16 protein-coding genes are annotated in these 24039 nt (G+C 53.0%); 11 read left to right on the top strand and 5 right to left on the bottom strand.

Annotated elements, in window-relative coordinates:
• Positions 1 to 157: 157 nt before the first annotated feature.
• Both Q31b_RS15560 and Q31b_RS15555 read right to left on the bottom strand, forming a co-directional pair.
• The gene (locus tag Q31b_RS15560) at positions 158 to 1564 is read right to left on the bottom strand and encodes a sulfatase family protein (RefSeq protein ID WP_146600610.1); all 1407 of its coding nucleotides are present in this window, start codon (positions 1562 to 1564) and stop codon (positions 158 to 160) included.
• Positions 1561 to 3555, bottom strand: coding sequence for a PAS domain-containing sensor histidine kinase (locus Q31b_RS15555; protein ID WP_197171611.1), 1995 nt, complete (start codon positions 3553 to 3555; stop codon positions 1561 to 1563). Before Q31b_RS15555 ends, Q31b_RS15560 begins: the two co-directional genes overlap by 4 nt.
• A 613-nt stretch (positions 3556 to 4168) precedes the next feature.
• On the opposite strand from Q31b_RS15555, the gene Q31b_RS15550 reads away from it, so the two are divergent.
• From Q31b_RS15550 to Q31b_RS15510, 8 genes are all read left to right on the top strand, one after another.
• Positions 4169 to 5176 (top strand): AAA family ATPase, encoded by a 1008-nt coding sequence (locus Q31b_RS15550; protein ID WP_146600970.1) that lies wholly within the window; start codon positions 4169 to 4171, stop codon positions 5174 to 5176.
• Between the two features lie 102 nt (positions 5177 to 5278).
• On the top strand, positions 5279 to 6154 hold the full coding sequence (locus tag Q31b_RS15545) for a DUF58 domain-containing protein (protein WP_146600608.1): 876 nt from the start codon (positions 5279 to 5281) through the stop codon (positions 6152 to 6154).
• The gene (locus tag Q31b_RS15540; RefSeq protein WP_146600607.1) at positions 6151 to 7320 is read left to right on the top strand and encodes a protein BatD; all 1170 of its coding nucleotides are present in this window, start codon (positions 6151 to 6153) and stop codon (positions 7318 to 7320) included. The genes Q31b_RS15545 and Q31b_RS15540 overlap by 4 nt, the downstream gene beginning before the upstream one ends.
• On the top strand, positions 7320 to 8390 hold the full coding sequence (locus Q31b_RS15535; RefSeq protein ID WP_146600606.1) for a vWA domain-containing protein: 1071 nt from the start codon (positions 7320 to 7322) through the stop codon (positions 8388 to 8390). Before Q31b_RS15540 ends, Q31b_RS15535 begins: the two co-directional genes overlap by 1 nt.
• 61 nt (positions 8391 to 8451) lie before the next feature.
• Positions 8452 to 9561, top strand: a complete 1110-nt coding sequence (locus Q31b_RS15530) for a vWA domain-containing protein (RefSeq protein WP_231617610.1) — start codon at positions 8452 to 8454, stop codon at positions 9559 to 9561.
• 57 nt (positions 9562 to 9618) lie between these two features.
• The gene (locus Q31b_RS28295; RefSeq protein WP_197171609.1) at positions 9619 to 10815 is read left to right on the top strand and encodes a tetratricopeptide repeat protein; all 1197 of its coding nucleotides are present in this window, start codon (positions 9619 to 9621) and stop codon (positions 10813 to 10815) included.
• 86 nt (positions 10816 to 10901) lie between these two features.
• Complete coding sequence (locus tag Q31b_RS15515; RefSeq protein WP_197171607.1) at positions 10902 to 13727, top strand: BatD family protein; 2826 nt, start codon at positions 10902 to 10904, stop codon at positions 13725 to 13727.
• A gap of 359 nt (positions 13728 to 14086) precedes the next feature.
• Entirely contained in the window at positions 14087 to 15046 is a 960-nt protein-coding gene (locus Q31b_RS15510) for a calcium/sodium antiporter (protein WP_231617609.1), read from the top strand.
• Positions 15047 to 15190: 144 nt separating this feature from the next.
• On the opposite strand, the gene Q31b_RS28290 is transcribed toward Q31b_RS15510, so the two are convergent.
• Entirely contained in the window at positions 15191 to 15367 is a 177-nt protein-coding gene (locus tag Q31b_RS28290; RefSeq protein ID WP_197171605.1) for a hypothetical protein, read from the bottom strand.
• 566 nt (positions 15368 to 15933) lie between these two features.
• Here Q31b_RS28290 and Q31b_RS15505 point away from each other — a divergent pair.
• Both Q31b_RS15505 and Q31b_RS15500 read left to right on the top strand, forming a co-directional pair.
• Positions 15934 to 17742 carry a DUF1549 domain-containing protein gene (locus Q31b_RS15505; protein ID WP_231617608.1) on the top strand — a complete coding sequence of 603 codons (1809 nt, stop codon included), beginning with the start codon at positions 15934 to 15936 and terminating at the stop codon, positions 17740 to 17742.
• A gap of 26 nt (positions 17743 to 17768) precedes the next feature.
• Positions 17769 to 19028, top strand: coding sequence for a DUF1501 domain-containing protein (locus tag Q31b_RS15500; protein ID WP_146600601.1), 1260 nt, complete (start codon positions 17769 to 17771; stop codon positions 19026 to 19028).
• Positions 19029 to 19199: 171 nt separating this feature from the next.
• On the opposite strand, the gene Q31b_RS15495 is transcribed toward Q31b_RS15500, so the two are convergent.
• On the bottom strand, positions 19200 to 20519 hold the full coding sequence (locus Q31b_RS15495; protein WP_146600600.1) for a sugar porter family MFS transporter: 1320 nt from the start codon (positions 20517 to 20519) through the stop codon (positions 19200 to 19202).
• Positions 20520 to 21458: 939 nt separating this feature from the next.
• Here Q31b_RS15495 and Q31b_RS15490 point away from each other — a divergent pair.
• Positions 21459 to 23363 carry a DEAD/DEAH box helicase gene (locus Q31b_RS15490; protein WP_146600599.1) on the top strand — a complete coding sequence of 635 codons (1905 nt, stop codon included), beginning with the start codon at positions 21459 to 21461 and terminating at the stop codon, positions 23361 to 23363.
• A gap of 223 nt (positions 23364 to 23586) precedes the next feature.
• Here Q31b_RS15490 and Q31b_RS15485 read toward each other — a convergent pair whose 3' ends face one another.
• The gene (locus tag Q31b_RS15485; protein WP_146600598.1) at positions 23587 to 24021 is read right to left on the bottom strand and encodes a hypothetical protein; all 435 of its coding nucleotides are present in this window, start codon (positions 24019 to 24021) and stop codon (positions 23587 to 23589) included.
• Positions 24022 to 24039 lie beyond the last annotated feature (18 nt).

Raw genomic sequence — 24039 nt, 5'->3', positions numbered from 1 at the left:
TCGCCGAGATGGCCGTGACTCATTGTAGCGAAACTCGTCAAGAGTTTCTGCAACGGTCAAAAGGGCGTCCGAAAGCCGAAAGTCTTGGCGACTTTCGTTACGAACGCAAACGCGAGTTCGCACCGTTTCTAATAATCACAGCCACGAGGAAAGGACTCTAATTTTCTCGCAGTGAAGAGAAATTCTTTGCATCGGGCTTTGCCGGGAGACTGGATTGCCATTGCTTCAACTTCTCAAACAGACGCTCTGTCACTTCGGGTTGCTGTTCGACCAAGTTCGTCTTCTCAAAGGGGTCTGCGACGATATCATAGAGTTCAAAGTAGGTCGAGTTTTCGTTGGCGAGGAGCTTCCAATTCTGATCGACAACGCAGTAGGAGACCCAGTGAAAGGAGTTGCCCCTTCGACCGTCTCCACGTCCTGCCATCTTCCAGAACAACGGCTTGTCGCGACCTGGCTTCGGTTGACCTTGCAATTGTGCTACCTGGCTAACTCCATCGGGCTCGTATCGGTCCGGAAGCTCTGCACCAGCGACCTCGCAGAATGTCGGCAGCAAGTCGACCGCCGAAATCATTAGCTGGTCGTCGACTTTCCCGGCCGCGATTTTTCCTGGCCAACGGGCGATGAAAGGGACGTTGATGCCGCCTTCAAACAAGGAGGCTTTGTAACCTTTGCGACCTGCCGTTATCCCTTTGGAGGCCGCGATTCCAAAACCTGCGCCGGTTGCTGTGTCGTACATCAATTGGACGTCTGCCGAGGAACCACTGCGAGCAGGCCCGTTGTCCGAACTGAAAATGACCAGTGTGTCTTCGGCCAACCCTAAGCGATCGATGGCATCGAGCACCTCGCCGATTCGATCGTCGGCATGTGACAACACCGATGCATAGATCTCATCCGTTTCGCTTAGTCCAGCGTCTCGGAAACGCCAACGATATTTTGGCACAACGTGGAAGGGAGTGTGCGGTTCGTGGATCCATAGATTGATATAGAATGGCTTGCCCGCTTCTTGACATTGCTGCATAAAGTGAATCGCGTTCGTTGCATCCTCATGGACGGGCATTTGTTCACCTGAACAATTGAATGCGCCAAAGGCGTCGTAGCCGTACAAACCTGGGGACGGCGAATCAGGAATCATATCGTTGGAAAGATGCCACTTTCCAAAATGTGCCGTCGCGTAACCAGCGGCCTGCATGATCTTCGGCAGGGTGACGGCATCCTTGTCGAGCCAATCGGGCATATTGCGTTGAGCGTTGCTGGGGACCCAGGCGAAGTGTCCATCGATGTTAAAGCGAGCTGGGAAATGCCCTGTCATGATGGCGGTACGACTTGGTGAGCAAACCCCACTGGCAACCGTGAAGCGATGGAAATCGGTTCCCTCACGGGCCAAACGGTCAATGTTCGGTGTTTTGACATAGGGATGCCCATGACACCCAAGGTCGCCCCAGCCCCAATCGTCGGCGAGAATCAATAGAATGTTCGGACCAACATTCTCTGACTCTGCTGCGACCGAAACCGCTTGGCTCTGAGCCAAAAGTATCACGGCGAGAGCAAGTGTAACGCGATTCATAGAGAGGACCTCGATTTAACCTTCTTCATTAGATTTTCAATTGTCACAAATACATTGTTTTGTCGAATTGGTTTAGCGATATAGGCGTCCATACCTGCCTCAAGACATCGCTGCTCATCGCTTTCCATTGCGTGGGCGGTCATCGCGATAATTGGCATGTGTCTATTCGTACCGTATTCGCGATTGCGAATCTGTCGCGTCGCCTGGATCCCGTCCATTTCAGGCATCTCGAGATCCATTAGAATCAAGTCGAAGGATTCCGTGTCAGAGAGTTGAACCGCCTCGCATCCATTATGCGCGATTTTGACTTGATGCCCTAGACCCTCGAGCAGTATGGTTGCAACCATCTGATTCGTCTCACCATCTTCGGCTAGCAGGATACGAAGCGGTTCGCTCGAAGTTTGCGATGAGGATGACGCTTTGTTTGGGTCGCCAAACTCGCTCGTTTCGGTTTCGTCCGCAACAGGGAATGTGAGCGAGAAAGAGAAGGTACTTCCAAGTCCTGTTTGACTTTTGACTTTGATTTGGCCGCCCATCAACTTTACGAGGCGTGACGTAATGGCAAGTCCGAGTCCTGTGCCGCCGAAACGCCGCGTGGTTGATTTATCAGCTTGCTCAAACTCTTCGAAGATCACATCAAGTTTATCATTGGGGATTCCAATTCCTGTATCGGAAACGGCGAATTGGAGTGTCACCATTTGGTTGATACGACTCACATGATCGACCGATAGAGTTACGCCTCCCTGCGCCGTGAACTTGATTGCGTTGCCGATCAGGTTGACCAGAATTTGACGGAGCCGAACAAAGTCTGCGACGACAAAATCCGGAGTCGCTAGGTTGACTCGTGCCTCGAGTTTGATTGACTTTTCGTTGGCTTGGACCTTCATCAGCCGGATTGCGCCTTGCACACAATTAGACAAATCGCCTGGCACGGGATCGAGTTCGACGCGTCCCGATTCGATTCGCGAGAAATCGAGGATGTCATTGAGCAAACGGAGCAGACATTCCCCTGACTCCAAAATGGTTCTAGCCTGTTCCGTTCGTTGTTCGTCGAGGCCGCTATTCGCCAGCAGTTCTGCCATGCCGATGATTGCGTTCATGGGAGTGCGTATTTCGTGGCTCAAGTTGGCGACGAACTCACTCTTTGCTCTACTCGCAGCCTCGGCAACCTGCTTTGCACGTTCGAGTGCCTCGGCGGCGGCCTTGAGTTCCGAGATATCGCGCGAGATGCCGAACGTGCCGACGGTCTTGCCGCCTTCATCGCGAAGCGGTAGCTTGCTGGTTGCAACCCATGTTTCGCTTCCATCTGGCCAACACGCATGCTCCTCACGTCCAAGCACGTTCTGGCCCGATCGGATCAGTTGCAGCTCATCCATCCGAGCCGCGTCCGCGTACGGTTTGGTAAAGTAGTCACTGTCTTTCGAGCCAATCGCATCCGCAGGATTGGACAGGCCGAGTCGTGACGCGTGCGCACGGCTCACACGAAGGAAACGACTCTCAAGATCTTTGAAGTAGATAAAGTCGGGTAAGTGGTTCAAGAGTGATTGAAGCAGGAAACGCTCTTGCTCCAGATTCGCTTCGGCTTCCTGATGTGCGGTCACGTCCCAAAAGAGTACTTCGATCCCGATGATCTTGCCATCTCGGCAACGCAGAGGCGTCTTGCGGACTTTGACGATTCGGCTAGCCGGAACCGTGACGTTCTTCTCAATCTGCTCGATCGCCTGTCCGGACTGGATCACCATCCGGTCATCATCCCAGTACTTTTGGGCCAATTCATTAGGATACAGGTCGAAGTCTGTTTTGCCGACAATGGCTTCGGCAGGCAAACCAAACAGACGAGCCGTCTGCTTGTTGACGTACGTGAATTTCCCGTCCAAGTCTTTCAGGATCACGCAGAGCGGAAGCTCTTCGACAAATGAAACACGCAGCCATTCTGGAAATCCAGGTTGCAAAGGGACTTGCGATTCGTTCGATTGGTTTGGGCTTTTCATATCATGAACCATCTTGGCCTCTGGCTCTTATTTGGAATGAGAGAAAACACGGTTTGACTGGGCATTGCCTTATAGCCGTACACTTGTTTACCCAACGATTCGCTCGTTTGTTAGCTGAAGATGATTGTGTTGCGGTTCGTCGATCGAGGCAGGAGGGTTGTCGGTTGACCCCAACGCCTCCGATCGGAGTCGTAATGGGGCTGCCAAAAATCGCTGCTATGTATACTCTGTTTTCATCTTAGCCCATCGTCGTCCAATTCATAGTCGTCAGCAAAATTCTCGTTGAGAACGAGGCTGCCGGAAGGTAGCACGCTGGCTGGCACCGTGCACGCTGGCTGGCACCGTGTACGCTGGCTGGCACCGTGTACGCTGGCTGGCACCGTGTACGAGAACCATTTTTTCAATGGCGACTGCCGAGCGATGATGTGCCACTGGGGCAAAATTCCCCACCGGGTTATTTTGACTCACTGTATTTACCCACTCCCTTGCAACTTGTGCTGGGAATCCTCGCGTTTTACGGATTCCCAGGGCTTTGGCACAGCGAGTGCATTCGAAACCTACGCCGCCTGTGGTACGCGGCGACGAGAAGACATCCAAACAGAAGGCCCAAGCCATGCAGAACCACTCCGCCACTCGAGATCGTGTCAGCGAGCTGACTCATGAAATTCGTAACCAAAGCGAACCGTTTCGGCGGATCGTTGAGCAAGTCAACCACGTCCTAGTGGGCCAGGAAAAGCTCGTTCATCGGATGCTCATTGGGCTGCTTGCCAATGGTCACCTGCTGATAGAAGGCGTGCCAGGCCTAGCGAAAACGACTGCGGTGGCGAGTTTAGCCAAGGCGATCAACACAGGATTCCAGCGGTTGCAATTCACGCCCGACCTGTTGCCAGCCGATTTGATCGGTACACAGGTCTATCGTCCGCAAGATCAAACCTTTGTTGTTCAGAAAGGACCAATCTTTTCGAATCTGATTTTGGCAGACGAAATCAACCGTGCTCCGGCGAAGGTGCAAAGTGCATTGCTCGAAGCGATGCAAGAACGGCAGGTGACGATCGGTGGCGAGACCTTCACGTTGGACGATCCGTTCCTCGTGATGGCGACTCAAAACCCGGTCGAGCAAGAAGGCACTTACCAATTGCCGGAAGCACAAACGGACCGTTTTATGTTGAAGGTGATCGTTGACTATCCAAACCGTGATGAAGAACTCAGGATTTTGCAGCGGATGAGCAAGACGGCGGCGAAATTCGATATCCAAGCGGTGACTTCGCCTGCGGAGATTTTGTCCGCTCGCGAGTTGGTCGATGAGATCTACGTCGACTCGAAGGTGCAAAACTACGTTGTGGATTTAGTCATGGCGACTCGCCAACCGGAAGCTTACGGACTAAATTTGGGCGAATTGATCATGTTCGGTGGTTCGCCGCGTGCAACGATCAACTTGACGCTGGCTGCCAAAGCAAATGCATTCTTGGCGAGCCGTGGTTACGTGACGCCAGCGGACGTGAAAGAGATTGCGATGGATGTGCTCCGTCACCGCGTCATGGTGACCTATGAAGCGGAAGCCGAAAATCGCACCAGCGAATCGATCGTGTCAGAAATTTTGAATCACATTGCAACACCGTAATGAATTTGAATACTAATCGATGTGGCCAAAGTCGCCAGACTTTGGATTGACCGATATCAATTCCTTCCCGTCTCTGGCCAGATCGGCTACGAGGAGAACCCTATGATCCCGCGTGAAATGATCAAGAAGATCCGGCGAATTCAAATTCGTACGTCGCACAAGGTTGATGAGTTGCTAGCAGGCAACTGGCACTCGGCCTTCAAAGGTCGCGGGATCGAATTTGAAGAAGTGCGACCGTACCAGATCGGCGACGATGTTCGCACGATCGACTGGAACGTGACCGCTCGTAGCGATCAACCCTATGTCAAACTGTTCCGTGAAGAACGAGAACTATCCGTGCAATTACTGGTCGACCTCAGTGGTTCACAGAACCTCGGCACGACGTCCCAAACCAAACGCGAACTCGTCGCAGAGCTCGGGGCTTTGTTGGCCATGTCGGCAATCAAGAACAATGACAAAGTTGGACTGACGCTGTTCACCGACGGGATCGAAATCGCAATCCCCGCTCGCAAGGGTTCGAGACATGTCCTGAGGTTGATCCGTGAGCTGCTATATTGCCAACCGATTGGAACGGGGACGAATGTGAAACACGCTCTGGAACATCTCAATCGAGTTTGCAAGCGGCGCACGGTCGTGTTTTTGATCAGTGACTTTCAAGACAGTCAATACGAATCGGCATTGAAGGTGGCTCGTCGCAAACATGACATTATCCCGGTCGTGATCTATGACCAGCGTGAACAAAGGATGCCCAACGTGGGCTTGGTTCGGCTGCAAGACGAAGAGACGGGCGAGGTGGTGACGCTGGATACGGCTAGTCGCAAGAATCGCCAGCAGTACGCGGAGCTGTACCGCAAGCATTCCGAAGCGCGAGACAACCTGTTTCGACGGTTGCGGTTGACGCCGATTCATTTGGAAACGGGTTGCGACATTGTCGAACCGCTACACCGATACTTTCACCAGCGGGAGAGCCGAATATGAGTCATCCAAACGGTCACTTGCCGATTCCATCTCTGACACGATTGGCTACACCCCACGTAGCCGAAGTCGCCAGAACTTGGACGGAAACCATTCAAACTCGAAGCGGTTCCGGATACGAAAGAGGCGGTTCCCGCAAACTTTGGCGAGTTCGGCTTTTGGCGGTCGCTTGTATTCTGCTTGCCGGCCGAGCCTCGGCTGCGGAAGTGACAACGAAAACCTCCACCGAATCGGTTCAAGTGGCCGAACCGTTCGCGTTGGAGATTTCGGTGATAGCGTCCCCGGATGCGAAAGTTACCTTTCCCTCCGTCGCCGAGAAGCTCGGCGAGTTTGACATTCGAGGCTCGCAAGATGTATTTGACGTTCCGACCCCCGATGCAAGTGGCAGGCGTGTTTGGATGCGTCGAATGACGCTCGAAAGTATCGCGACGGGTAAGCTGACCATTCCGCCAATTGAGATCCGAGTGAATGAGAACGGAAACGACACACTTGTTCAATCGAGACCTATCGCTGTTCGTGTTGCCAGCGTGCTCGAAGATCGTAGCGACCCGACCGAATTCCGTGACATTCAGCCGGTGGTTGACGTCGATGTCCCCGTCGTTTCCTCCAACGAATGGGTAGGGTGGACAATCGGCGGTGTGGCGGTACTGACGCTCTGTGCGATCGTTGGACTTGTGTTGTCGCGGCGTGGCCGTTGGTTGACCCCGAATGCATGGGCGATGACGGAATTTGATGAACTCGAAGCGTCGATCGATGCGAATGCCATTGATAGTGAAATCGCCGCACAGCGGTTATCCGACATCGTCCTCAGCTATCTGTTGCTGCAATTTGGAATCGCCGACGCAGGGCGTACGCCGCACGAGTTGCTGAATGAACTGGCATTTAGCAAACGTGTTGCGGTTGCCCAATCCGACCAGCTGGAAAGTTTATTCACGCTGGCTGACAAAGCGAAGTTTGCTGGTTTGCAACTATCGACCATGGGACTCAAAAGTGCAATTGCCGACTCACGCGAACTGGTCCAACGGATTGCCGACGAATTTGAAAGTGGCCGAAGTCGCCAAACTTTGCATGACGCCGAAAAAGAGGGTCCTATCCATGGCGAGATCAGCTATGGGAAAGATTCAACCTCTGGCGAGTTCGGTGATGAGAAAACAAAGGACAATAACTAATGTTCTATTCCCCCTGGTACCTCCTCCTCTTGCTACTGCTACCCCTGTTGGCGTGGCGATTGTTTGCTCCGCAGCGACGTGGCGCCATCCGTTTCAGCAGTCTAAAACTCGCTCAGCAGATGCCGCGCACGCTACGTCAGCGTCTGCTGTGGCTTCCGGCCGCTCTGACAATCGCCGCCATGACGCTAATCATCATCGCTATCGCTCGGCCTCGCGAAGGACGCGAGCAAACAGTCGCTGAGAGCGAAGGGATCGCCATCGAAATGGTCGTCGACCGAAGTGGCAGTATGCAGGCGATGGATTTCCAAATCAACGGCGAGCATGTTGACCGACTCACCGCAATCAAAAAGGTCGCGGGCGAATTTGTGATAGGGGACGAGGAAAACAACCTCGAAGGCCGTTTTAGCGATCTCGTCGGCTTGATCACTTTCGCTGGATATGCCGATGGTGAAACACCACCAACGCTCGACCATGCGTTCCTCGTATCACAGCTAAACAACTCCCGCATCGTCACCAATCGTCGTGAAGACGGAACGGCGATCGGCGATGCGATTTCGCTGGCGGTAGAGAAACTAAACGCACTCGATGCTCGACAAAAACAAAAGGTACAAAGTAAAGTCGTCATCTTGCTGACCGATGGCGAGAACAATGCAGGTGAACTAGAACCGGTTCAAGCCGCTGAACTGGCTGCGACAATGGGGGTCAAAGTTTACACGATCGGCGTTGGAACCAAGGGCGAAGCCCCTATCCCAGTGACCGATCCGTTCGGCCGACGAACCCTTCGGTTGATGCCTGTGAATATTGACGAAGAGACACTGACGAAAGTGGCAGAACTGACAGGCGGAAAGTATTTCCGTGCGACCGACACCGATTCGCTAGCAAAGATCTATGCCGAGATCGACCAACTCGAAAAGACGAAAGTCGAAGCCAAGCATTTTGTGGATTACCGCGAATTGGCGATCCAGTCATACGCAGGCTACGTGACACTGCCGCCCCTTTTGCTAATCGCGTTCGTGCTGCTAGCAACACGATTGGTGCTGCAGGAAACTTGGCTACGAGAATTGACATAGTCAATAATGAACAAGACCATCGAAACTCTTGGCGAGTTTCGGTAACCAAGGAAACCCAACAATGGATATTCAATACGGAAACCCATCCGCATTCTATCTGCTGGCGATTGTCGCGGTCGGAATCGGTGTGACGGCTTGGGGGACGGTTGCGCGGCGCCGTGCTGCGATGCAGTTTGCGACCGACCGACAACGACGACGCTTGCTTCCCACCGAAAGATCCGCACGCCGCTGGACATCCGCAATCTTGGTCACGACGAGTCTCGCCTTGCTGGCCATTGCATTGAGTGACATTCGCTGGGGCAAGACGTGGCGTGAAGTACCTCAAAAGGGAATCGAAGTGATGTTTGTTCTCGACGTCTCACGATCGATGCTTGCTGAAGATGCATCGCCCAATCGTTTGGCACGGGCAAAGCAACAGATCAAAGACATGGTTGACGAGATGGCTGGTGACCGTGTGGGCTTGATCTCCTTCGCGGGTGAATCACGACAATCCGTGCCGCTGACCAGTCATTACGAGGATTTCAAACAAACGCTTGATTCGGTTGGCCCGCACACCGTCCGCAGCGGCGGTTCAAAACTGGGGAATGCAATCGCAGCAGCAGCCAATGGGTTCTTGAGCAAGACGAACCAGCACAAAGCGATCGTGATCTTCACGGACGGCGAAGACCAAGAGAGCGACCCGGTCGCGGTGGCCGAGAACTTGTACGCTGATCAAGGAATCCGCATCTTTACTGTCGGACTTGGCGACATGGATCAAGGTGCTCGTGTGCCGGAGTCCGAAGACGGCCGCGGCGGTTATGTTCAATACAAAGGTCAGCAGGTTTGGTCGAAGATGAACGGACAAGTTTTGCAGCAGATCGCAGAGAAAACAAACGGCGCCTACATCCCCGCTGGAACACGCCGGGTCAACATGGCCGACGTCTATCACGGCTATGTCGCTAACGTCGAACAAGGTGAGTTCGAGACTGCAAAGATCAATGCGTACATTGTCAGGTACCAATGGTTCGCCGTCCCAGCTTTGGCACTGTTGGTGCTCGAAGTACTGGTCTCGACGCAAGGTAGCGGAACTCGCCAAAGATTTGGTAAACGCCCCGTCGTTGAACGCGTCAAAAACTTGAACCCCGTACCCGAACACGCCAAAAGCTTGGACGAATCTAATCATGCAGCGTAGCAGAAAACGATCGCCAATGTCTGTCAACTTCGGCTGCGAATTCAACGAGAACCAACCATGAAATCCATCACTTCAAAACGACTCTTGATCGCCTTGCTCGCTTGGGCGATGACTTCACAACTGTTCGCGGATTCAGCAACCGAAATCAATGCGGCCAACGCACTGGTCCGACAAGGGAAAATCGACGAAGCGTTGGACAATTACCGCAGCATCGTACCCACAGCGGAAGTGAAAGAGGAACTAGACTACAACGTGGCGGTTGCCCAATACCGCAAGGGCGACATTGAATCAGCCAAGTCAATGTTTTCAAAAGCATCAACGTCTTCCAACGCCAAGCTCGCTGCGGCCGCAAGATACAATCTGGGCAACTGCTTCTATAACGATGCCGTCGCAGCGGCAGAGAGCGACAAGACTGCAGCGATCGAATCACTGAACCAAGCCATTGAACACTACCGCGGTTCCTTGGCTGGTAATCCCAATCAGGTTGACGCTCGCGCCAACATCGAACTGGCGGCTGAATTGATAAAAAGATTGAAGCAAGAGCAGAAGCAGCAAGAGAAGGAGCAGCAAGAGCAAGAGCAGCAAGAGCAAGAGCAACAAGAGCAGGAGCAGCAAGAGCAGGAGCAACAACAGCAGGAGCAACAACAGCAGGAGCAACAACAGCAGGAGCAACAAGAGCAGGAGCAGCAGGAGCAGGAGCAAGAGCAGCAAGATCAGCAAGATCAGCAATCGCAGTCGAACGACAAAGAGCCGAGCCAGCAAGATCAGCAGAGCCAAGGTTCTGAGTCAAAGGACAACAACTCGCAAGAAGAACAGTCCGAGCAGCAGCCATCATCTTCCGAAGAGCAGCAGACCAAAGAAGAGCATTCAAATGAACAAGATCGAAAAGATCCACAACGGGAGAATCAAGCTGCCAAAGACGAACAAACCAAATCGAATTCGTTGGACCAGCAAGACTCGCCGCACTCGCAAGATCAACAGCAGCAGTCTGGCGAGCCGAGCGAAAATCAGCAAGACGAAATGGACGATCAGCCCGTTCCCCGTGGCGAATTGAAAGCGGCAAGCGAGCAAGATGCTGATGACAAATCGAACGAGAATGCCGCCGTTGCTGATTCCACGGTCAAAGAGGGACTCCTGTCGAAAGAAGAGGCACTCAAGATGCTGCAAGCCGTTCGCGACCGCGACATGTTGCGTCGACTTCGCAAAGAACAACTCGAACGAAGCATGCGTGTTCCCACCGACCGCGACTGGTAGACGAAGTCGCCAAACTTTGGAATTCTCTACCTCTGTCCGTCCAATCTCTGGTGAGATCGGCTACGACGAATATGGAAATTGAACCTATGAAACAGCTAATCACAACCATTGCCTTCACCGCACTTTTGGTGACCGCCGCCTCAGCCGCCAACATTGAAACTCGGCTATCCACACGCGAAACCTACGTCGGATCGCCTATCGTATTGCAACTTTCCATCACCGACGCTGGCGATTACGACCAACCTGCGCCGCCGGTGATTGAAGGATGCGAAGTCCGATCCAATGGTGCACCGTCCCAAAGCACCAGGATTGCCTTTATCAATGGACGCCGCAGTGAGAGTCGAAGTGTCACGCTACAGTATTTGATCACGCCCCGACGCGAAGGCACTTTCACGATCCCAGCGATGACTTTCGAAGTCGACGGCAAAACCGTAGCGACGGAGCCACAAAGGTTTGTTGCGACCAAGAGCGAAACGGGCGACTTGATGTTTGTTGAAATCGAAGGTGGTAAAGACAAGGTCTTCGTTGGCGAACCGCTCGATCTCACATTGAAAGTCTGGATCAAACCATTCCGCGATCCCGAGACAGGTCAAACGCTCAGCGAAGGCAGTATGTGGAATCGGATTTCCGATTCCACTTCGTGGGGCGGTTTCGCAAATCGCATGAAAGAAATGTATGAAAATAACCAACGACCTGGTGGCCAGGAGGTGTTGCGTGACGACGGTCGCGGCAACGAGCGAGCCTACTACCAGTACGAAATCAATGCCACGGTCTATCCCAAGCGCGCCGGCAAGATCGATGCGGATGATGTGCAGATCGTCGTCAACTATCCCACCGCTCTGGGGAGGTCTCGGTCGCCTCTCGCCCGTTTTTTCGATGACGACATGTTCGGTGGCAGTTCGCCCTTTGGAAGCCGCATGGTCGTGACAAGTTCGCGTCCAATCGTCGGCGATGTCCGAGTGGATGCAACCGAGGTCCTGCCCGTTCCAACTGCCGGGCGTCCGGCGGACTATCGCGGCGCCGTGGGACGTTATCAAATCGCCACCCAAGCCTCACCAACGACGGTCGACGCAGGCGACCCGATCACGCTGAACATCGGAATTGCCGGCACGGGGCCGATGGAGTTGGTGCAGGCTCCACCACTTGACGAATTGTCGGAATTGACAGCCGATTTTAAGGTTGCGGATGAACCGTTGGCTGGTTTTGTCAGAGCCGATACGAAACTGTTTTCGACAACGATTCGACCGCGACGCGAAGGAATCAAACAGATTCCAGCGATTCGCTTTAGTTTTTTCGATCCCGAAACGGAATCGTTCCAAACCGTGAAAAGTGAGCCGATTAAGATTACTGTTAGCAAGTCCGAATCATTGGCATTGGACGCGATCGTCGGTCATGGACGGAGAGACGATTCCGATTCGGCAACGGAGGCCGTCGATCGCAGCCTACCCGACCTGACGAACCACTCCGACGCCAGTGTGCTGGTGTCGCAATCACCCCGTGGGCCGTCGAATTGGTGGTGGGCGTTTGTGATCGTACCGCCGATCGTTTGGTTGGCGACGGCCGCTGCGAAATACCGTGATGCGCTGATCCATTGGCTGCCCAGTTTGAAATCACCCAAGTCGAGATGCCTCGCAGCGATCGAACGAGCGAAGGATCAGGAAGCAATGAACGAAGCGGTTGTAGATTTCGTCCTTGCCCGTAACCGAACTCGCCAAAGTTTGGTTCATCCCCGTTCCAAAACCCCTGGGGGACTCACCTCCGAATCCAATCCCTCGGCTACACGCAGGGTGAGCAGGAGTGTTGAGGCGGTTGGATCGTTGCGAGTCGCTGGAATGTACCAAGTCGCAAACGAAGTCGAGTCGTTCCTAGCGAAATCGGCAACCGAGCAAGTCCAAATTCTGGCGAACTCCGCTGCGGAGCTTGTTGAAAGAATCGACGCCGAAATACGCGCCAATCGAAAGACACGAGTGAAAACGATGAAGCAAAAAGATCGTGCGATCAACTTGACGCGGCCGCTTGCGTTGTTGTTTGTTGCTCTCACCGTTTCTGCGTTCGGTACAAAACCAGCTGTCGCGGAAGGCGTTAAGACGCTCGATTCCACCGCGACGGTCGTCCAATTATCTCCCACTCAACAACAGACGTTGCTCTCGGAAGCAACGGATGCCTACACGAACGGAATTACCAAATCGCACGCTGACGCTGCGTCAGCGAAAGAACTCTTGGAAACCGCGACGGAGAAATACCAATTGCTGGTCGATAGTGGAATCCAGAATGCGGACCTATTCATTAATTTGGGGAATGCATATCTGCAAACCGGAAGGCTCGGGTATGCGATCGCCAACTACGAGAGAGCGTTGCAGTTGGATCCCGGCAATCCCCAAGCAATCAAGAACGTTGCCTATGCGGACAAAAAGACGGGTAGCCAAAGGCGCCAAGACATTGGACGCGAAATGGGAAACATCCCAACACTGGCGAGTTCGGTTCTACGTGTTCGATCTTGGAACAACGCTTTCACGAGTTTCGTCGGAGCACGGCCCGTCACCTGGCTATTGGCACTATCGTCGATCACCTTTTGGGGACTGCTGATATTGAGAATCGTATTCCGACCGTTTCCGCTATGGAAATACGCCGCAGTACCCTTGATGCTTTTACTCCTCTCACTCGGCTCCGTTTCGCTAACGCAAACCAACCCGCAGCCGACCTGGAATGCGGTGATCGTAGCAGATGACGTCAGCCTGCGTGCAGGCGATGGCGACCAATTCGATTCGGTCCTCAGCGCTGCGTCGTCGCAAGGTCAACGGGTAGAGATGCTAGCGACACGCGGTGATTGGACACAAATCAGAACGGACGATGGGCACGTTGGATGGGTTCATGTTGGCGATCTTGAAGTGGTAAAAAGTCAAAAAACATAGCTCGGTATGCGGAATCCAAAATGGCTGTCACACAATCGATAAGCAGGCTCGATCCGGTTTCGATCGGGCAAAGCATTTCATTCCGAGCAGCGCCGGTTCAGCGAGATTCTTCGTCGTAGGGGCGTCTAGCCCGGATTATTCATGGGCTAAGGCTTTGACACAACGAAGAGTGGGGGTAAGAATCTTTTGTGGCTGTGGCTGTGGCTTGCAGCTGCAGCTTCCGGGGGAGCAAGATGCCCCAGCCACGATTTTGCCAAGCCTAAAATCAAGCGATGACAAAGCACTCGACTGAAAAAGAAACGGGTGAAACCCTACGGTAAGGGTTCATCAGCAGGTACAATTTTACTTGAATGTCTCCAATGATCATTAGCTTACTTTGGATCGTCGGCGGGCTTGCCTTGCTGGTTATTGGTGGTGAGGCATTGGTACGAGGCGCTTCCTCGTTGGCCCGGATCGCTCACATCAGTCCATTGGTCATCGGATTAACCGTCGTTGCATTTGGAACGAGTGCCCCGGAACTGGCGACCAGCGTGGGGGCAGCGTTCTCGGGCAAAGGCGACATGGCGATCGGAAATGTGATCGGCAGCAATATCGCCAATGTTTTATTGATCCTCGGCATCGCCTCACTCATCAAGCCCCTGAAGGTTCAAAGTCAATTGGTGCGTTTGGATGTGCCGTTGATGGTGTTCGTTAGTGTCGGCCTGCTAATATTTGCTTGGAACGGAACGATCAGCCGAATCGAGGGGTGTGGCTTGTTCGCCGCCATCGTGATCTACACGATTTGGTTGCTTCTCCGCAGTCGGCGTGAGTCGGCGACGGTCCAACAGGAATTTGATGAAGCGATTCCGACGCAGCCGATCGGGAAGTACTCCGTCCTGATCCAATGCATTTTGGTTGTCGCTGCGCTGGCGATGCTGATCCTAGGCGCAAACATGCTTGTTGGCGGAGCGAGCGATTTGGCGCGGGTATTGGAAATTAGCGAGCTGGTGATCGGGTTGACCATCGTTGCGGTAGGAACGTCGCTTCCTGAATTGATTACTTCAGTGATGGCTGCGTTTCGAGGCGAGAGTGACATTGCGGTGGGAAACGTTGTAGGCAGCAACCTGTTCAATATTCTCTCGGTGCTCGGTGCGGCGGCAGCGGTTTCACCAAACGGGCTGCAAGTTCCCACATCCGCCCTTCGATTTGATATCCCCATGATGATCCTTGTCTCCATCGTTTGCTTGCCAATCTTTTTTACTGGCTACCGTATTTCCCGGTGGGAAGGAATGTTTTTCCTAAGCAGCTACATCGCGTTTGTGGCGTACCAGTTGATCTAGCCCGGATGATTCATGTGATGGCTCGTCATTTGAGTAACTCGTTTGAGCGAAAGAGTTTGTGTGAATCCTTAGAGAAACACTCTGCGAATTAGCCGGTTTGGCGTTAGCCGGCTGCTGATTTCGTCGCGATACCCATTGCCACTCTTACTCGACTCCCTCGATGCCTCGGAGCAAGAAGCGACGCAGATCGAGTATCACCTTGATGACCGCGAACGGTGTTTCGCCGAAATGACGGCGGCGACTGGACGTGATATTGGACTCCTCCTCCTTCTGCCTCTTTGCTCGGTGCCGACGACGGGCCGATTCGTGAACATCATCCATCACTTCTCGACCGCCGTCGCATTGTTTTCAGGCCAGTGGCCAACATATCGTTGCCGGTAGCGTAACGGGCTGTCGATTTAATCGTTTAACGCTTAGCCGAAGGCGTCAGCTTTTCTATAAGCGGTCGCCTATGGCTTGGCGTTAAACAATCAGTCGAGTCAAACCGATTAAATCGACAGGCCGGTAAGTCCAATGCCATCTTTTTTACCATTTTGGGGGAGACGCGTTACGAAAAACAGTCGCTTTGGTACGACGTTTACGACCCTTGGCTTCATGAATATTTGGCCGCACAAAGCAGGCGGGAAATCTGTGCAAAACTCGGAATAGGAGCCGATTAATGGGAACCCTACGATTGATTTGGTGTTAGAATTGAGTGGATAGCGCATCAACAAACACACTGTGAGAACGAGATGTTGAGATTATTCGCCTGTTGGCTCATCCTGAGCCTTTCGTTTTGTTCCGCTAGCTCCACAGCGCTCGCCGCCGACGGCCCGACTTCGCCGCAGCTCAATCAAAGACGGATTGGACAACCGGAGCGATTGAGGACAAAGGTGGCCAAGCGAAACATGAACAATCCGATTGCGCTGACCAACCGCAACGCCACTCCTGATGTCGAGGTTCGGATCGCTGCCGTGAATTCGAGCGCGGTCGACGAAGTGGTCGAATCCGCAGCGCAGGTCGATGCCCTCATCGAGATGGGATTGAAAAGTCACGGTGTCCAGCCAAACCCGGTGGCGAGCGACGAGCAATTTGTCCGCCGCGTCTACCTCGATATCTCGGGAACCATCCCTACGGCACAAGAAACAAAAACGTTCTTAACATCGGAAGATCCCAATAAACGCGCTCAGCTGATTGATGATCTTCTCAACAAGCCGGGATACGCCAGTCATCTGTTCAATTATTGGGCTGGCGTCTTGCGACTGAATGATCGTGGTCGGAACCTTTTGTATCTACGTCCCTTCGGTGACTGGTTGAAGCAGAGTTTTCAGGAGAACACTCCGTTCGACAAGATGGTTTACGAAATGCTGACGGCCGAGGGTAAGTCGTGGGAGAATCCCGCGGTCGGCTACAAGCTTCGCGATCGAGGGATGCCTCTCGATAACCTAAGCAACACGGTCCAGATTTTTTTGGGGACACGGATCGGTTGTGCCCAGTGTCATGATTCCCCATTTGACCAATGGACCCAAAAAGAATTCTACGAACTGGCTGCGTTTGAAAGCGGTGTCGAAACCCGCAGCCCTCGCAATGCCGCCAATGTGCCCGATTTGAAATTTGCTAGATCTCTCAAGGACGAAGTGGATGCGAAAGATGCACAGAGACTGAATCAGTATCTTCGGGCGAACTCGCACCAAGTTTACGAGAAGGAGCGAAGTTCGCTGAAGTACCCCGACGATTATGCCTACAGCAATGCCGAGCCAGGCGAAGTGGCCAAGTTAAACGTTTTGTTCGGCGACATGCCTGAAATCCTACCTGGACAATCGCGACGACAAGCCTATGCCCAGTGGATGACTTCGAAAGACAATCCCCGCTTCACGCTGACGATTGCCAATCGAATGTGGAAGCGAGCGATGGGGGTTGGTTTCGTTGAGCCCGTGGATGACGTGGCCGAAGAGGGCGAGCATATGAACCCCGAATTGGAGCAATACTTGGTTTCCGAAATGAAACGGCTCGACTTCAACTTGAAGGAATTCATGCGGATCATTTACAACACGCAGGCATACCAGAGGCAAGTCAGTTACACGGGGTACGAGCCAGGCAAACCGTATCTTTTTGAAGGTCCTGTGTTGCGGCGGATGACGGCCGAGCAAGTCTGGGATTCGCTGCTGACGCTCAGTATCAAATCGCCCGATTCGTATCTTCGTCCTGATGATTCGCAGTTCATTGAGGCGATCAACTTGGAGCGTGACGCGACCAAGGCAGAGATGATGGAGCTGATCGAGACGGTTCCGGAAGCCATGAATGCCATTCGACGCGAAGAGCGGGCGCCGCGATACAAGAATGTTACGCTTCGCCGAGCGGCTGAGTTGCCGCAGCCGTTACCGGACAACCATTTCCTGCGCCAATTCGGACAAAGTGATCGCGAGATCATTTCGTCGGGATCAAGCGAAGGGACGGTTCCTCAATTGTTGACATTGTTCAATGGTCCGGTCACTCACATGATGCTCGAAAGTGGCTCCGTGATCCGTATGGAAATCGAAGAGGCAGACAGTGCTGAGGAACGCATCGACATAATCTTCCTGAGCATTCTCGGCCGAATGCCAACGCTCGAGCAAAAGCGTTTGGCTTTAAACGAAGCCCGACAATCGGCTTTAGTGGGTTACGGAAACGTTGTTTGGTCTCTACTAAACACGCGTGAATTTTTGTTTGTTCAATAAGCGAAGCGACCATTTAGGAAAACCAAATGAATGAAGACTTTTCTCGCCGCTCGTTCGTGCAAGCGGTTGCAAAATCTTGCCTCGGAGTAAGTTTGTTGCCGGGTTTGGCCAGTATCGCTGCGGCAGCAAATCCTTCGGGGGGCAAAAAAAATAAGCGAATGATCTATTTGTTCATGTCGGGTGCGATGAGCCAAATCGATACATTTGACCCGAAACCGGGCCGCGATGGCCAGGGTCCGACGGGTGTCATCCGAACGAAACTGCCCGGTGTCCAATTTGGTGAGCATTTTCCGAAGTTAGCTGCGATGGCGGATAAGCTTGCGATCATTCGATCAATGAATTCGACCACCGGCGCCCATGGTCCAGGCCAATATCTGATGCGGACGAACTATACCGAGATCGCCTCGATCGTTCATCCCGGCTGGGGATCTTGGTTGCAGAAGACGCAAGGTCGCAGCCACCCGTCGCTTCCCGCCAGCGTCCAGGTCGGTGGTGGACAGGGCCCGGGATGGCTCGGAACCGCCTATGCGCCGGTTCCCGTAGGCGATCCTGATAAGGGACTTGAAAACACAAAGCCGCCCGCCTACATGACCGATCAATTATTCGATCATCGCATGGATTTGGCAGCTGAATTTGACAAACCGTTTCGCAAACGAACGATTGGAAATCTCGAAGTCGACGGCTATGACGAATTGTACCGCGACGCGATTGGCTTGCTCCGTAGCAAGGATTTGGCTGCGTTTGATATCCAGGCGGAACCGCAATCGATTCAAGAGAAGTACGGGCAATCGAAATTGGGCAGAGGCTGTCTGTTAGCACGCCGCTTGATTGAACATGGTGTGCAATTCGTTGAAGTCAATTACGGTGGCTGGGATCATCACAATGAGTTGGCCGAGAGTATGCCCGAACATGGCAGCACACTCGATCAAGCTTTAAGCACGCTGTTAGGCGACCTGGAAGATCGAGGGCTGCTCGAAGAAACACTTGTCGTTGTCGGAACCGAGTTCGGTCGAAAACCAAGCATCAATGCACGTGGTGGCCGCGATCATCACCCGGCCGCCTACTCCTGTTTGATGGCTGGTGGCGGGATCAACGTCGGGCAGGTTTACGGCTCAACCGACAAAGACGCCTTCTATGCTGACGATAATCCCGTTAGCGTCGAGGATTTTAATGCGACGATCGGTGCGGCATTGGGGCTGCCGATCGAACAAGAGTTTTTCTCGCCTCAAGGCCGCCCGTTCACAATTGCCCACGACGGAATTCCGATCGACGCGATCGTCTCTTAAGACCTTAACGCGGCGGTCGCCTTAATGCGGCGAACGCCGCAGGCGTCGCTCGGCTCTTGAAGCCGCGGCGGCCCGCTGATTGGCTTTGGGCAACTTGGCTTTGGGCAACGTTTGCACCCCATGCAAAGACGCTTTTCGGTCGGAGAGAGGAGCGGCAATCACCGCAACCGATCAACCCATCTCGTGTTCAATTTGCTCAAGCGAGCGCCCTTTGGTTTCAGGGACCATGATGACAACCCAAATCAGCTGCAGGACCATCATGAAACAGAAGAAACCAAACACGTAACTGGCCGGAAATCTGGTAACCACCGATGGAAAAAACGTCGTCAGCAAAGCTGCAAAGATCCAGTGAGTGAAACAGCCCAGGGATTGTCCTTGAGCCCGGTGCCGATTTGGAAAGATCTCGGAGATAAAGACCCAAATCACGGTGCCTTGGCCAACCGCGTGGGCGGCAATGAAGGCAAAAATGCACGTCGGTACGATCCAAAACGTTTCGGTCGCGAACGCCCAGGCACACAATCCAAGCGATGCGATATAGCCAAACGAGCCGATCGTCAATAACGTTCGGCGACCGAGTCGATCAATCAACCAAAGCCCAACGAAGGTAAAGACGAGATTGGTCAGTCCGATGCCGATCGATTGCAAACGAGCCGATTGTTCGCCCATGTTTGTTAGTTCAAAAATGCGCGGCGCGAAGTACAAAATCGCATTGATGCCAGACAGCTGATTGAAGAAAGCGATGAGAAAGGCCAGTGAAATCGGCGTCGCTAAGCGACGAGTCCAAAACGGTCCAGAGCTTGAACTTTCGTTTGCACTCTCCCTGATCGCTTTCATTTCCGACTCGATCTCATCCGTTGAAGCTTCGGGAGTTATCATGCGTAACACCGCGGCTCCACCCTCCGGATCCTGTTTTCGCCCGATCAACCAGCGTGGACTTTCGGGGAGCCGAAGGCAAAGGGCACTAAAAACCAATGCCGGAATCGCCTCGACCCCTAGCATCCACCGCCATGCATTGTCGCCAATACCGCCGAGCAGCGAATTGGAAACGAAGGCAACCAAAATCCCGAAAACAATGTTGAATTGGAACATCCCGGCCAACAGACCTCGATGTTTTGGGGGAGCGATCTCCGAAATGTAAAGCGGTGCGGCGACCGTCGAGATCCCGACGCCGAGGCCTCCTATAAATCGAGCGATCATAAACGAATAGACATCGGTCGCGAGTCCCGACCAAACGGCGGACACGAGATAGAATATGCCGATCCACAACAGCGTTCGCCTGCGTCCAAAGCGGTCGGTCGGAATACTGCCTAGCATCGAACCGATTACGGTTCCCCACAATGCCATCCCCATTGCCAAGCCGTGCAATCCATCACCGAGTCCCCATAGCGATTGAATTGCTTTTTCAGCACCCGATATGACAACGGTGTCGAAGCCGAAGAGAAAACCGGCGAGAGCGGCGGTCAAAGACCAGAAAAATAGGCGTAGATTCACGTTTGGATCATCCAAAGACGACAGTTTCGCAGGCAAGTCTCGGCGAGACTCGTATGTTCAGTAGGCGAGTCTCTTCGAGACTCGTAAATTTTAGCGTCTCGGAGAGACGCTGCTACTTTTTGTACGGTGTTCAGTAGGCGAGTCTCTCCGAGACTCGTAAATTTTAGCGTCTCGGAGAGACGCTGCTACTTTTTGCACGGTGTTCAGTAGGCGAGTCTCTCCGAGACTCGTAAATTTTAGCGTCTCGGAGAGACGCTGCTACTTTTTTCACGGTGTTCAGTAGGCGAGTCTCTCCGAGACTCGTAAATTTTAGCGTCTCGGAGAGACGCTGCTACTTTTTGCACGGTGTTCAGTAGGCGAGTCTCTCCGAGACTCGTAAATTTTAGCGTCTCGGAGAGACGCTGCTACTTTTTTCACGGTGTTCAGTAGGCGAGTCTCTCCGAGACTCGTAATTTTTAGCGTCTCGGAGAGACGCTGCTACTTTTTTCACGGTGTTCAGTAGGCGAGTCTCTCCGAGACTCGTAAATTTTAGCGTCTCGGAGAAACGCTGCTACTTTTTGTACGGTGTTCAGTAGGCGAGTCTCTTCGAGACTCGTAAATTTTAGCGTCTCGGAGAGACGCTGCTACTTTTGTATATTTTTTAGCTACTCTAGTCGGTAGAAGAGCTTAGCCGTTTTGCCAAAACAATGCAACGAAATGACCAAAGTGCGTTGTTTATCGCAAAAACGAAATTATGTAAAATTTTCGTAGGGGGCGTTCCTTCACGTTATTGACCTTACAGGACGCCCAACGGCAACGCAAGCCAAGTCTTGAGCATCATAATCGTAACATCCTCCCTTACCGCTGAGTTGCGGGAAAGACGGTGTTTTTTTACATTCAAGGGGTGAACTGACCGGATGCACGTCTTGCATTCGGCCCCCCTCTCCTACAAAGCTTCCCATGACTCATCCGGCGAACAGCCCCTCTAGCTCGAACGACGACAGCGACACCAATCCAAATTCAACGGAAAATGTTTGCAAGGACACTCCGTTGACCTTTCGCGATCTTGCACTCAGTGAGTCCGTTCAACAAGCCGTATCGAAATCAGGCTATGAGTCGCCTTCGTCGATCCAAGCTGCGGTGATTCCGTTTTTGCTCGATGGTCGCGACGTGATCGGGCAAGCGCAAACCGGGACGGGAAAGACAGCTGCTTTCGCTTTGCCAGCCCTATCACGCATCGATCCTAGTAAGTCAGCAGTTCAAGTTCTGGTTCTTGCCCCGACCCGTGAATTGGCCCTTCAGGTTTCTAAGTCATTCTCGACTTACGGATCGTGTATGAAAGGTCTTTCCGTTTTGCCGATTTATGGTGGTCAAGATTACGAACCTCAACTGCGCCAACTTCGTCGCGGTGTGCAGGTCGTCGTGGGAACTCCCGGACGAGTGATCGATCATATCAAGCGGGGAACGCTATCGGTCAAGTCACTCGATTGCTTGGTGCTCGACGAGGCGGACGAGATGCTCAATATGGGCTTCTTGGAAGATGTACAATTTGTGCTCGACCAAACGCCATCGGAGACACAGATTGCCTTGTTTTCGGCAACATTGCCCGAACCAATTCGGCGCATTGCCAAGAAGCACTTGAAGAATCCTGAGACGATTCAAATCAAGCAAAGGACGATGACGGCGGCTAGCATTCGCCAACGAGCACTGTATGTGACGCCGCGACAAAAACCAGAACTATTGATGCGATTGCTCGAAGCGGAACAAACCGACGGCGTCATCGTGTTTGCGAAAACAAAGGAATCGACGACCACACTGGCCGATGAGTTGACTCGATCTGGCTACGCTGCGGCAGCACTCAATGGCGACATGCCTCAAGGACTTCGCGAACGAACCGTCCAAAAGCTGAAGTCGGGTGACCTCAATATCTTGGTCGCAACGGACGTGGCTGCTCGCGGGTTGGATGTCTCTCGCATTAGCCATGTGATCAACTACGACGCTCCCCATGATAACGAATCTTACGTCCACCGAATTGGCCGAACGGGTCGTGCTGGCCGCAGCGGAGAAGCGATTCTGCTTCTGTCCAAAGGTCAAACCGGACGCTTGAAAGCAATCGAACGATTGACTCGACAATCGATTGAGATCGTGCATCCGCCTTCGACCGCTGAGATCAATAAAAAACGTGTCGATGGATTCAAGGAGCGGATTCGCGAAACCATTGCCGAGAAAGATGTGACGTTTTTCAAGCAAATGATCAACGAGTACGCTGAGACGTCGGGGCACAGCGTCGAGATGGTTGCTGCGGCATTGGCCGATATGGCACAAAATGGCCGTCCTCTGTTGCTGAAGGATGTGCCGAAGGCAAAGCGAGTGAAGGAGCGATCCGCGAAGCGTGATTTTGACAACTCCTACGAATCCGATCGACCGTCAAACCGTCGATCGTCGCGTGGTGCACCCGTTCGCGAGGGGATGCAACGTTTCCGGGTCGAGGTTGGTCATGTCGACGGGCTGAAGCCAGGGAACTTGGTCGGTGCGATTGCGAACGAAGCGGGGATCGAGGGGCGATGCATTGGCCCGATCAATATCGAGACGCACTACAGCACCGTCGATTTACCAGAAGGAATGCCGAACGATATTTTCCAAACCTTACGTCGTACTTGGGTGGTAGGAAAACAACTAGAAATTCGCGGTTTTGACGACCGGAAATCACACGACGGTGGATCAAGTCATAAAGGAAAGCGAAAACCATTTTCCAAGAATGGTGGCGCTAAACGCTTTGCCAAAGGAGCCGCAGGTGAAGCTGGTGCCAAATTCCGCAAGAAAAAGAAGAACAAAAAGAAGGCTGAAAAAGCGTTCGCAAAGTAGTTCAAACTCGCAGCGGAAATCGTCAAGGCTTTCGAGGATGAACGGCGAATATCGAAATTCATCACGCTTTCCCGCTTCTGCAATGTCGATTTATCGCGAGCACTTTGTCCCGATTTAACTTTTAGGGTGCGGTGTAACGTGTTTGGGGCTCCAGCCCCCGTTCTGCGGCTGGAAGTCTCAGCTACAAAAGAACGCAACCCTAAGGCTATGTTTTGCCGAAACGCTAGCGGACTTTGACATAGCCGGAAATGATGACGATGATCGCTGCCAAAAAAACCACCCAACCGAGCCACTTGGCTCGGTTTTTTCGTATTCCTTCAAACGCAGCACTATTGCCAACCAACGCGGACGCCAAAAAGAATATGCCCAGGGCAAGTAGCATTTTGGTCCCAATGAGAGCATGGTAGAGCCCGTCGCCATCATGTTTCGCAATGGCCCGATAGTAGTTATAGAATCCACTCAGCAAGAATAGTAAGATGCCGGCATGCACAAACCGTTTCCAACGCCCCATGACCAGCTTGGAAAGTTGTTGATGAGGTGCTTCTTCGAGTTGCTTTGCTGCGGGCATCAGCACAAACAACAGAAACGCCGATCCCCCCACGAGCGTGATGGCGGTTGCTACATGGACGATTCGTGAAACAACATCGAGGGTGAACATTCAATTCTGCTTGTGCGA

This window comes from Novipirellula aureliae, assembly GCF_007860185.1.
Taxonomy (GTDB): Bacteria; Planctomycetota; Planctomycetia; order Pirellulales; family Pirellulaceae; genus Novipirellula_A; species Novipirellula_A aureliae.
The sequence above is the reverse complement of the archived record's forward strand: the minus strand, read 5'-3'. Positions and strand labels throughout refer to the sequence as shown.

What these genes read in the sequence shown, in the direction of transcription:
- Q31b_RS15500 (WP_146600601.1), top strand. Translation starts at nt 17,769, where the DNA reads ATGAATGAAGACTTTTCTCGCCGCTCGTTCGTGCAAGCGGTTGCAAAA.
- Q31b_RS15540 (WP_146600607.1), top strand. Translation starts at nt 6,151, where the DNA reads ATGAGTCATCCAAACGGTCACTTGCCGATTCCATCTCTGACACGATTG.
- Q31b_RS28295 (WP_197171609.1), top strand. Translation starts at nt 9,619, where the DNA reads ATGAAATCCATCACTTCAAAACGACTCTTGATCGCCTTGCTCGCTTGG.
- Q31b_RS15535 (WP_146600606.1), top strand. Translation starts at nt 7,320, where the DNA reads ATGTTCTATTCCCCCTGGTACCTCCTCCTCTTGCTACTGCTACCCCTG.
- Q31b_RS15490 (WP_146600599.1), top strand. Translation starts at nt 21,459, where the DNA reads ATGACTCATCCGGCGAACAGCCCCTCTAGCTCGAACGACGACAGCGAC.
- Q31b_RS15545 (WP_146600608.1), top strand. Translation starts at nt 5,279, where the DNA reads ATGATCCCGCGTGAAATGATCAAGAAGATCCGGCGAATTCAAATTCGT.
- Q31b_RS15555 (WP_197171611.1), bottom strand. Translation starts at nt 3,555, where the DNA reads ATGAAAAGCCCAAACCAATCGAACGAATCGCAAGTCCCTTTGCAACCT.
- Q31b_RS15505 (WP_231617608.1), top strand. Translation starts at nt 15,934, where the DNA reads ATGAACAATCCGATTGCGCTGACCAACCGCAACGCCACTCCTGATGTC.
- Q31b_RS28290 (WP_197171605.1), bottom strand. Translation starts at nt 15,367, where the DNA reads ATGGATGATGTTCACGAATCGGCCCGTCGTCGGCACCGAGCAAAGAGG.
- Q31b_RS15530 (WP_231617610.1), top strand. Translation starts at nt 8,452, where the DNA reads ATGGATATTCAATACGGAAACCCATCCGCATTCTATCTGCTGGCGATT.
- Q31b_RS15550 (WP_146600970.1), top strand. Translation starts at nt 4,169, where the DNA reads ATGCAGAACCACTCCGCCACTCGAGATCGTGTCAGCGAGCTGACTCAT.
- Q31b_RS15510 (WP_231617609.1), top strand. Translation starts at nt 14,087, where the DNA reads ATGATCATTAGCTTACTTTGGATCGTCGGCGGGCTTGCCTTGCTGGTT.
- Q31b_RS15560 (WP_146600610.1), bottom strand. Translation starts at nt 1,564, where the DNA reads ATGAATCGCGTTACACTTGCTCTCGCCGTGATACTTTTGGCTCAGAGC.
- Q31b_RS15515 (WP_197171607.1), top strand. Translation starts at nt 10,902, where the DNA reads ATGAAACAGCTAATCACAACCATTGCCTTCACCGCACTTTTGGTGACC.
- Q31b_RS15485 (WP_146600598.1), bottom strand. Translation starts at nt 24,021, where the DNA reads ATGTTCACCCTCGATGTTGTTTCACGAATCGTCCATGTAGCAACCGCC.